This is a genomic window from Pseudomonas sp. PS01298 (assembly GCF_029959745.1).
GTDB classification, from domain to species: Bacteria; Pseudomonadota; Gammaproteobacteria; order Pseudomonadales; family Pseudomonadaceae; genus Aquipseudomonas; species Aquipseudomonas aylmerensis.
Map to the genome: position 1 here is coordinate 1 of NZ_JASCPP010000204.1, position 4,746 is coordinate 4,746.

Genomic DNA, 4,746 nt, shown 5'->3' on the forward strand with positions numbered 1-4,746 from the left:
CGCGAAAGCGGTGTAACAGTCGAAGTATCAGGTGACTGGAACACCGCTTTCGCGAGCAAGCCCGCTCCCACATTTGCAGTGTATTGGTCTGAAAGCCTTATTCCAGAGCCTTTGGCGCGGTGGTTTTAGCTTTGTTTAAACCGTGACCAATTATTGTAGGACAGTCGTGATTATGACCGCGGGGCCCTCTTTTGGCTCTAGGCGGCCCTTGGCAAAGCTGCTACTCTCGGCGCGCTTTGTGACGTCTAGGCCTGCTTGAAAGCGCCAGATTCACCTAAAAAAACATACACCAATAATAATCGCATCAAATGCGATGATGAATTCGCGTCGCTGAGGAGTGGGCTTCCATGAACGAAGACTTTTGGAAGGATAAGTACCCCGCCGGGATTGCTGCAGAAATCAATCCAGACGAGTATCCGAATATTCAGGCGGTATTGAAGCAGTCCTGCCAGCGCTTCGCCAACAAACCGGCTTTCAGCAACCTGGGCAAGACAATCACCTACGGTGAACTGTACGAATTGTCCGGTGCCTTCGCCGCGTACCTGCAACAGCATACCGACTTGAAGCCGGGCGATCGAATCGCCGTGCAACTGCCCAACGTCCTGCAATACCCGGTCGCCGTGTTCGGCGCCATCCGTGCTGGCCTGATCGTGGTCAACACCAACCCGCTGTACACCGCGCGGGAAATGGAACACCAATTCAACGACTCTGGCGCCAAGGCGCTGGTCTGCCTGGCCAACATGGCCCACCTGGCGGAAAAGGTCGTGCCCAAGACCGCCGTCAGGCATGTCATCGTCACTGAAGTCGCCGACCTGCTGCCGCCACTCAAGCGCCTGCTGATCAACAGCGTCATCAAGTACGTGAAGAAAATGGTCCCGGCCTATCACTTGCCCAAGGCGATCAAGTTCAACGACGTGCTGGCCAAGGGGCACGGCCAACCGGTCAGCGACGCCAGCCCCGACAGTGGCGATGTGGCCGTGCTGCAATACACCGGCGGCACCACCGGCGTGGCCAAGGGCGCGATGCTCACCCACCGCAACCTGGTGGCCAACATGCTGCAGTGCAAGGCGCTGATGGGCTCCAACCTCAATGAAGGTTGCGAGATCCTGATCACGCCGCTGCCGCTGTACCACATCTACGCGTTCACTTTTCATTGCATGGCGATGATGCTGATCGGCAACCACAACATCCTGATCAGCAACCCGCGCGACCTGCCGGCGATGGTCAAGGAACTGTCGAAGTGGAAGTTCAGCGGCTTTGTCGGCCTCAACACCCTGTTCGTGGCGCTGTGCAACAACGAGGCGTTCCGCAAGCTGGATTTCTCCGCGTTGAAAGTCACCCTGTCGGGCGGCATGGCCCTGCAACTGGCCGCTGCCGAGCGCTGGAAGGCCGTGACCGGCTGTGGCATCTGTGAAGGCTACGGCATGACCGAGACCAGCCCGGTGGCCACGGTGAACCCGATCCAGCATATCCAGATCGGCACCATCGGCATTCCGGTGCCGTCCACGGTCTGCAAGGTCATTGCCGATGACGGCACCGAGCTGGCGCTGGGCGAGACCGGTGAGCTGTGCGTCAAGGGCCCGCAAGTGATGAAGGGCTACTGGCAGCGCGAAGACGCCACTGCCGAGATGCTCGACAGCGAAGGCTGGCTGAAGACCGGTGACATCGCGATCATCCAGCCTGACGGCTATATGCGCATTGTCGACCGCAAGAAGGACATGATCCTGGTTTCCGGTTTCAACGTGTATCCCAACGAGCTGGAAGACGTGCTGGCAGGCCTGCCGGGCGTGCTGCAGTGCGCGGCCATCGGTGTGCCGGATGAAAAGTCCGGGGAGCACATCAAGCTCTTTATCGTGGTCAAGCCAGGCGCGACCCTGACCAAGGAGCAGGTGATGGAGCATATGCGCGCCAATGTCACCGGCTACAAAGTGCCCAAGGCCGTGGAATTCCGTGACGCGTTGCCGACTACCAACGTGGGCAAGATCCTGCGCCGTGAACTGCGCGATGAAGAGCTGAAGAAGCTAGGCCTGAAAAAGTAACCCTAAAAAACCCCGCGAATGCGGGGTTTTTTAATGCTTGCTGATTAGCGGGGGTGAAATGCAATCCAAAGTGTGGGAGCGGGCGTGCTCGCGAATGCGGTGTATCAGCGACTGATCATGCGACTGACACTCTGCATTCGCGAGCAAGCCCGCTCCCACATTTTAAACTGCATTCCTACAGTGCGAATTGCGCAAAGCTGACGCCGGCCCCGGCTGGACGTACATCCTTGAGGAACGAATCCTTGTCCGCGCTCAGCTCCAGGGTGATCTCCGGCTTGCGCTTGCCGGCATTGCGCACCACCAGCCCTTCGAGTTTTTCACGCAGGAACACCGTCGGCACCTTCAGGTGCAGCAACTGGTCGGTGTCGGCGTTATGCATCAACAGGTGAATCCACTCGTACTGGCCCACGGCAATCCGACCCACTGGCAGGTCGAACCACCAGATGTTGCGTTTGCGGTCCAGGTCAGTGAAGTGGCAGTTGTTGACGCCGAGTACGGCACCGCCCAGTTCCTGGTTTCTGCGGGCGATGGCCTGTGCTTTATTGAGTTTCATAACCTTCCTACGGGATCTGTTATTCAGCGTTATAGCCTGAATGTGCCGGGCATTCTCGTGGGTTGGCCGCAAAACATAAAGCCAAACCTGCGGCTGGCGATGAAATGCTCGCGCAAAAATAATTGAAACTCTGCCGAACCGCCTCGGGTCAATCTTTACGTAATGACCAAAACCCTTTGATTGTTCTTTCGGAGAAATACCATGGGCAGCACAGCGGATAAGGCAAAAGGTTTGAAAGACGAAGCCGTCGGCAACATCAAGCAAGGCGTCGGCAAAGTCACCGGCAACGACAAACTGCGCGCTGAAGGCGTGGTGCAGGAAAAGAAAGGCCAAGTCGAGAAAGCCGTCGGCGACACCAAGGACGCAGTCAAGAAAGCGACCAAGTAATACGGCGCTCGCGCAGTCTGACGGCCATCCACGGATGGCCGTTTTTATGTCACACCCCGTGATTAAAGTTTCGAAATTGTTTCGAGGTCGCCAAATAGGCTACCTTGATGTAGAAAACGGCCCCTGAGTCGCCCACGAACTCAACCTTTTGCGGCGAAAGGAGACGCTATGATTTTTCCGGTACTGCAAGGCCTCAAGCTTCATAAAGTGCTGGTGCGCACCGTCAAGGAATTCGTCGATGACGAGATGCCCACCTACGCCTCGGCACTGGCCTACCAGATGCTGTTTTCGTTGTTTCCCTTCCTGCTGTTCCTCATTGCCCTGATCGGTTTCCTGCACCTGCCGGACTTTTTCACCTGGCTGCGCATGCAGTCGGAGCTGGTGTTGCCGCCCCAGGCGCTGGAGCAGGTCAACCCGGTGATCGACCAGTTGCAGCAATCCAAGGGTGGCCTGCTCTCGGTGGGTATCGTGATTGCGCTGTGGACGGCTTCCGCCGGCGTGCGCCTGATGATGAGCGCGATGAATGCCGCCTACGACGTGGTCGAAGGCCGTCCGATCTGGAAGCGCTTCCCGCTGTCGATTTTCTACACCGTCGGCATTGCCGGCATGCTCCTGGCCGCCGCCGCGCTGATGGTGCTCGGCCCGCAGGTGATGGAGTGGCTGGCCGGGCAGATCGGAATGCAGGAATTCGTGGTCACCCTGTGGACCATCCTGCGCTGGCCGTTGATTGTGATCTTGCTGATGTTCGCCGTGGCCCTCATGTACTACGTGATGCCTGACGTCGAGCAGAAATTCCGCTTCATCACACCTGGCTCGGTGCTGGCGGTGGTGGTGTGGATCGTCGCCTCACTGGGGTTTGGCTACTACGTCAAAACCTTCGCCGACTACAACGCCATGTATGGCAGCATCGGTGCGATCATTGTGCTGCTCCTGTACTTCTACATTTCCGCCGCCGTGCTGCTGCTGGGCGCGGAGATGAATGCGGTGATCGAGCACATGTCCGCCGAAGGCAAGGACCCAGGCGAAAAGGAGTTCGACGAAGCGGGCGCCACCGATGAAAAACAGCATGTCTCCGGCCTTGGCCGGGACCACTCCAAGCCCACTAACGACGAAGTCTGATCGATGATCCGTGAAATCCTGAAAATGGGCGACGAGCGCCTGCTGCGTATCGCGCCCCCGGTGCCGCCGGAAATGTTCGACAGCCCCGAGCTGTGGCAATTGATCGATGACATGTTCCAGACCATGGAGCATGTGGGAGGCGTCGGCCTGGCCGCGCCGCAGATTGGCGTCGACCTGCAACTGGTGATCTTCGGGTTCGAGGCCAGTGAGCGCTACCCCGACGCGCCGCCAGTGCCGCAGACCATTCTGATCAATCCGTTGATCACACCGCTGAGCCCGGTGCTGGAAGAGGGCTATGAGGGTTGCCTGTCCGTGCCCGGCCTGCGCGGCGCCGTGGACCGTTACCAGCAGATTCGCTACGAAGGTTTCGATCCCAAGGGCGAGCCGATCGTGCGTTTTGCCGATGGCTTCCATGCGCGCGTGGTACAGCATGAGTGCGATCACCTGATCGGCCGGCTGTACCCGTCGCGGATTACGGATTTCAGCAAGTTCGGGTTTATCGAAGTGATGTTCCCGGACATGGATCCTGCGGCTGACGAGTAAACCCCTGGCACAACACAATCAAAACGGTGGGAGCGGGCTTGCTCGCGAATGCGTTTTATCAGTCGATACATGCGTGACTGATACACCGCCTTCGCGAGCAAGCCC

Annotated in this window: 5 protein-coding genes; 4 read left to right on the forward strand and 1 reads right to left on the reverse strand. The window is 58.3% G+C overall.

Annotated features, from left to right (window positions below):
- Positions 1 to 347: 347 nt before the first annotated feature.
- Entirely contained in the window at positions 348 to 2,039 is a 1,692-nt protein-coding gene (gene fadD1, locus QMX97_RS31575) for a long-chain-fatty-acid--CoA ligase FadD1 (protein WP_065909023.1), read from the forward strand.
- A 175-nt stretch (positions 2,040 to 2,214) separates the two neighbouring features.
- Here fadD1 and QMX97_RS31580 read toward each other — a convergent pair whose 3' ends face one another.
- Positions 2,215 to 2,592, reverse strand: a complete 378-nt coding sequence (locus tag QMX97_RS31580; RefSeq protein ID WP_003193739.1) for a hypothetical protein — start codon at positions 2,590 to 2,592, stop codon at positions 2,215 to 2,217.
- Positions 2,593 to 2,793: 201 nt separating this feature from the next.
- Between QMX97_RS31580 and QMX97_RS31585 the strand changes: the two genes are divergently transcribed.
- From QMX97_RS31585 to def, 3 genes are all read left to right on the forward strand, one after another.
- Positions 2,794 to 2,979: a CsbD family protein gene (locus tag QMX97_RS31585; RefSeq protein ID WP_016973106.1), complete on the forward strand. Its 186-nt coding sequence runs from the start codon at positions 2,794 to 2,796 to the stop codon at positions 2,977 to 2,979.
- 168 nt (positions 2,980 to 3,147) lie between these two features.
- A complete protein-coding gene (locus QMX97_RS31590) occupies positions 3,148 to 4,098 on the forward strand; it encodes a YihY/virulence factor BrkB family protein (RefSeq protein ID WP_065909026.1) in 951 nt (316 codons plus the stop codon).
- Positions 4,099 to 4,101: 3 nt separating this feature from the next.
- The gene (gene def / locus QMX97_RS31595) at positions 4,102 to 4,641 is read left to right on the forward strand and encodes a peptide deformylase (protein ID WP_065909029.1); all 540 of its coding nucleotides are present in this window, start codon (positions 4,102 to 4,104) and stop codon (positions 4,639 to 4,641) included.
- Positions 4,642 to 4,746: the final 105 nt, after the last annotated feature.